The organism is Pseudoalteromonas sp. MBR-15 (assembly GCF_053628915.1).
Genome location: NZ_JBRJHH010000027.1, coordinates 1 through 5,378, shown reverse-complemented (window position 1 = coordinate 5,378; position 5,378 = coordinate 1). Strand labels below are relative to the sequence as shown.

The following is a 5,378-nucleotide window of genomic DNA, read 5'->3' as shown; positions in this document are numbered from 1 at the left end:
GAAATTTCATTTTTCGAGTTTGTTTCATCAATATAGTGAACATCAAAGCTAATTGCTGTTTCTTCTGTGGTTACCATATCGTCAAGCGCTACAACTGTGATGTTGCTTGGTACACTGAGTGTCGCAGTCGTTGTCATGTCATTTAGGCCAGAGATAGCTGCTTTCGCATCAATATTTAGCATTTGACCTGCCGCTGATGGCAATACTTCTGCCCATGCCGTTACTTCGAACTGTGATGATTCTGGGCCAACGTAATCCATACACACAACATAGTCGTCACTAATAACTTCATCTAGATTGTTATAAGCAACTTGAACGCCGCGATATTTATCAAGTGGACCGTATTCATATACTTCGCCACGGAAACCTTGAAGACCAATACTGCCGTGCGGACGGGTCGTACCAAAGTCAAGATTATCGTATGCATAGTAAATTTCGTGTTCACCTTTACCAAAACGCGTATTTGCATTGAATAGCACTTGGAAGTCGAATGAGTTATCACGTTTTGTATAACTGTATGTACCTGTTGAACGGTCATAAACAGGATCGTCATAATCAGATGCATTATCCCACTCAACAATCCCCCATCCCGTTGCAGTACTTGCAAGTGAAATACCCTCGTTTGACGATAAGCCAACAGACATTACAGAGCGTAGTAAGCCTTGTTCAGAGAATTCCCAACCACGCCATAATGGACCCATGTTCTCAAATGGGAATGAGTGATATGGGAACGGATTGTGAACTGGGTAGAAGAAGCGACTACCGCTTGTATTCACCGTACCCATGCCGCGAATTTGGATAACCTGGTTCTGAATGTTTGTATTTTCAGTGTTATTATACAAACTGAAGTTATCGTACGCACCATTGTAAAAACTTGCGATAGGTAAGGTATAGCCATCACGATAGTTATATAGGTTTTTATCATCAAAACCTGATAGCAACGGCATAATTCCAAACTGTGATAAATCTACATAACCACCTGGGTTTGCATTACCAAAGTCAGGTGTACGACACATCTCATCAGTAATGTTATCGGTAACAATGTAGTCTGGCTCAACATCGCGCGTATCAGCCTGCATTCCTGTTACAACAACCTTGCCATCAACAACTTCAACATTGATTTCTGATGTTGTTGATATTGCAACATTTTCAGCTTTAACATCCAGACCTTCTGGAATCGCTAGTTCTAGAGTAAATTCACGGTCAACACCTGAGTTATTTGCCAATACTTCAAAAGTATAAGGAACGAAGTCACCGACTTTAGCACCTGTATTCGGCGCATCTAGGTACGCAACATCTTTACCACGATTAATCTTGAATGGAATAGAACCTAAGTTACCAGGATTAACTGCTGATGTGCCCACATCCAATAATGAGTAGTAAACACTATTAGCATCAAATTCCATGTTCCAATCAACAGTCATGTCAACTTTGTTTAAACCGTCACTCGCAGGAAGGCGTGCAGTCATCCCTGTTGCAACTTGCTCTGATACAACAGCCGTTGCCAGTTCAAAGGTTTCTTCAACTGGACCGACAGAGGTTTTATTACTGCTATATAAAACAACCCAATATTCACCTTCTTCAGGGTTATTAATATTACAGAAGTTGTTGTAGATTCGATGGTTAGATACGCATAAAATCTCATCTTGAGGCTGAACAATACCATCGCCATTGTAGTCTTTACCTACATAAACGATTGGATTACCTTTTTTCAGTGAACCATCAAGTTCCGATTCAACACTGACAGTTTCTGCAATAAAACGTTTAGAATTAGCGGGGACGGTTACAAACTTAGTGAATGTTGCTTCATCTAAGATATCTTCAACAGCTACATCATCTTTACGATTCATTGTCCAAGGGAAGGTAGTATCGTCATCTTTTGGCAGTGTTACAGAAGTAATTTCTGCTTTCACTGGTTCATAGACACGTGCTACAGGTGCTTCGATGTTTGGTAACATAATGCCTTTAGCAACATACGTTCCTTCGTCAGAATGCGCAGTTGTCGATAGCATTGAAGGTAAGTTACCGCGATCATATTTAAACGCTACAGGCCAATGTGCATCTGGAATACCCGCTTCCTCAGCTTGGAATACTAGGTTCGTGTGTAGCTCAACTTCAGAGTTACTAAACCAATCTTGCGTATCCATAATCGACGCTTTAACGATAATGGTTTGTGTCTCACCTTTTTTCAATGAGAAAGTTTTCGGGAAGATATCAATATTCACACCATTTTGAGCGGATTGTGAATTAACATCATAACTCCAGTTTTCAACATCCTCATGACTAACGGTCCAAGTACCGTCTTCTGTCGCTTTAATCGTTCGTACCCATTGACACTCTGGTGCACATGAGAAGTTAACTAAATTAGGCAAGTTAAGTTTATGCGGTGTACCGCCATTGAATGGATCTGCTGCTAAGAAGTTATCTGCTGACTCATCCATGACAAAGCCCGCTTTTGCTGCTAGCGCAACATTTATGCGACCCGCACCTGAACGATAAGTCTTCGCATCAGCAACTACATCATTTTTATTATTTAAGCGGTGATATTTAACCACATTTTCAGCCGTCATTGATAATGCTGACTGAACTTCAGCTGCAGTCCAATCTGGGTGAATTTGACGAAGTAACGCCATTGAACCCGCAACATGTGGAGATGCCATTGAAGTACCACTAATTGCCGCATAATCTTGGCCATGTGGTGTTACAAACGGATGCTCATCAGAATAAGCAGCATAGATATCAACACCCGGAGCAGCAAGTGTCGGTGCGAGCACTTCTATATTAGAGAATGAAGGACCACGCGATGAGAACGTTGCTAACCAATCAGCATCTTCAGCGTTAACTCGACGCTCAATCACCGTTGGTTTAATAGTGATCATATGGCCCATTTCTGAATAACTATCGACCCAGTCTTCTAGGCCATCATTACCATCAACACCATTCCATTGATCATACGTAAAGTGTACACCTGGTAAAGAATAACTTTCTGCAACAGTACCTTGAGCACCATCACGGTTGTACATGATGAAACCATCCGCTCCACCGGCTTTCACGTGATCAACTTTTGCTGTACGTGCATTCGCAGCAGGATCAGCTGCTAAGTGACGCTGACAAATAACAATAACGTTAGTCGTTCCATCAGCCGCACCCGCTATCTCCGTGCCATCCTTATAGAAGTTAAAGGTATTTTCAGGGTAATCAGCTGTACAATAACCGTTGTAATCTTTGAAACCATTAACATCTTCATAGTCTTTAGCCCAAACAACAACCCCGGTGATTTCTTCACTGTTGATTGCGCCCCCTACTAGACCCGTTTCTGACCAGCTAGGAACCTCAGATCCAAGTGAGGCATCTGCAAAACCAGCGAACTCAACGGCGGTTTCAACAGCAACACTACGGCCGTGTGTAGTCGCTGCAACTTGCGCCAGCCAAGGCGATGAGTTATCTAAATAACCAAAACACTCTGCGCTGCCACACCCTTGTCCGCTATTACCAGCCGCTGCTGCAACGTTAATGCCCGCTTCACGCGCGGCTAAAAATGCAAGTTGCACAGGGTCAGCCCACACGTTCGAATCTGCACCACCGATTGAAAAGTTGATTACATCAACACCATCAGAAATCGCGTCTTCAATACCCGCAACAAGCGCTTCGCCCGGACACCCTCTGTATTCGTCACTTGACGGGTAACATACTTGATAAGCAATAATATTCGCATGGGGTGCAACACCTGAAATCTCAGGGAATAAATCTTCTGCAAGGATATTACCATCTGTATTTTCACCAAAACTCGGTAACATATAAGGCACATTTTTAACGACGTTACCCGCTGCAGTTGATGCAACGTGTGAACCGTGACCTTGATAATCCTCACCAATTGCAGGCCAACCTGGGATCATGGCATCAAATGCATCAGTGATCACATCATAAGAACGCACACCAATTAACTTACTATTACATTGGATTTCTTCAGGTTCTTCAACACAGTCACCCACATAATTACCGCTACCAAATGGATTAATGTGCTCATAACCATCATCACCTACTGCAGCAAATGATGGGTGATCAGAGTTAATACCCGTATCGATAATGCCGACAATTTGACCTTCACCTTTGCCTTTAATACCGCTGGGAACACTTGTGCCATCCCACACTTGGTCTGCACCAATATGACGAGGACCTTCATCAGATAAAAGATCGTAATTTTTTGAACGCATAACAGAAGCGACCGCTCCTAGTTCAGCAACACTCCTTGCTTCACGTTCAGTCATTTTTACAGAGAAACCATTCAATGCTTTAGTGAACTGACGACGCATTTCTGTACGGCCTGTTACAGCCGTTACGCTTTGCATAACAGTGCGTTGTTTTGTAAGTAGCTTATTTTGGTACTCGGTCACGGCAGAAATCGACGGCTGACCTTTTTCGAAAACCTTTGTCACACCTTGAGTTTGCATTGTTTTCGCTAAAGGCGAATCGAACTCACGCGCTTCAAGTGCAACAGAGTTATCTCTTAAGCGAACAATATAAATATGCTCACCGTCTAGGCCTTCTTCAGTAAACTTTTTATTTTGTCCACTCAATTGCACATTTAGACCATCATTCTGCATCATGCTAGTTGAGTCGCCTTGATTGTACTCTTTGCTAAATGCTTTGATTTCTTCAAATGTAATATTAGGTGCTTTTAATTGATTTTGTGTTTTAAGCTGACTATCAACACCGACTGCATGAGCAGCGCTGGCACTATAGATAGCTGCGGCAACAGCAATCGAGAGAGTTTTCACTTGCATAAAGTATCCCCTGGATAGTTAATTAGTATAATTATTCAAGCTGGGTGGATATCCATTCCACCGCTCGCGCTTATAATATAACCACAGAGAATTAAAAAATTACCTACATTCGTGTAGCGTTTTGTACACACAATTAACATTTAAGATACTTAAAACTCCTATAATCGTATTTTTATTTGCAATTAATAAATAGAAGCACACTATTTTAGGGTAAGTACACTCATAGGCAGCAGCAAAACCGTTTTGATTATTTAATTTTTATCAACAATATAGCGGTGATAATTCCTGTATCGTTGCAGCCACTCATAAGACGTTTTTAACACTCGGCTTCCTCCCCTCAAAATGAGTGAGCATTACTGCGAATTGGTATGAGGAATCCTAAAAACGAAAAAAGGGCCCGAAGGCCCTTTGTCACATAACACACTTAGGGAGTGATTAGCTGCGCTTTGCTTTACGGCGTCTTAAGCCTGCAAAACCTGCCATTAGAATTGTTAGCCATGCAAGTGAGCCGCTTGAATCCTCATCGTCATCTGAGTCATCAACCTCGGGAGCTTCTGTTACTGATAACTGTAAGCTTTGTTCAACCGTTGTTGT

2 protein-coding genes are annotated in these 5,378 nt (G+C 42.1%); both read right to left on the bottom strand.

Annotated elements, in window-relative coordinates; genetic code table 11:
* Nucleotides 1–4,784, bottom strand: a 4,784-nt coding sequence (locus ACSSVW_RS20270; RefSeq protein WP_454180071.1) for a S8 family serine peptidase, incomplete at its 3' end; no start/stop codon positions are given.
* Nucleotides 4,785–5,219: 435 nt separating this feature from the next.
* Nucleotides 5,220–5,378 (bottom strand): GlyGly-CTERM sorting domain-containing protein (locus ACSSVW_RS20265; RefSeq protein WP_454180072.1); only part of this gene is annotated, 159 nt, incomplete at its 5' end.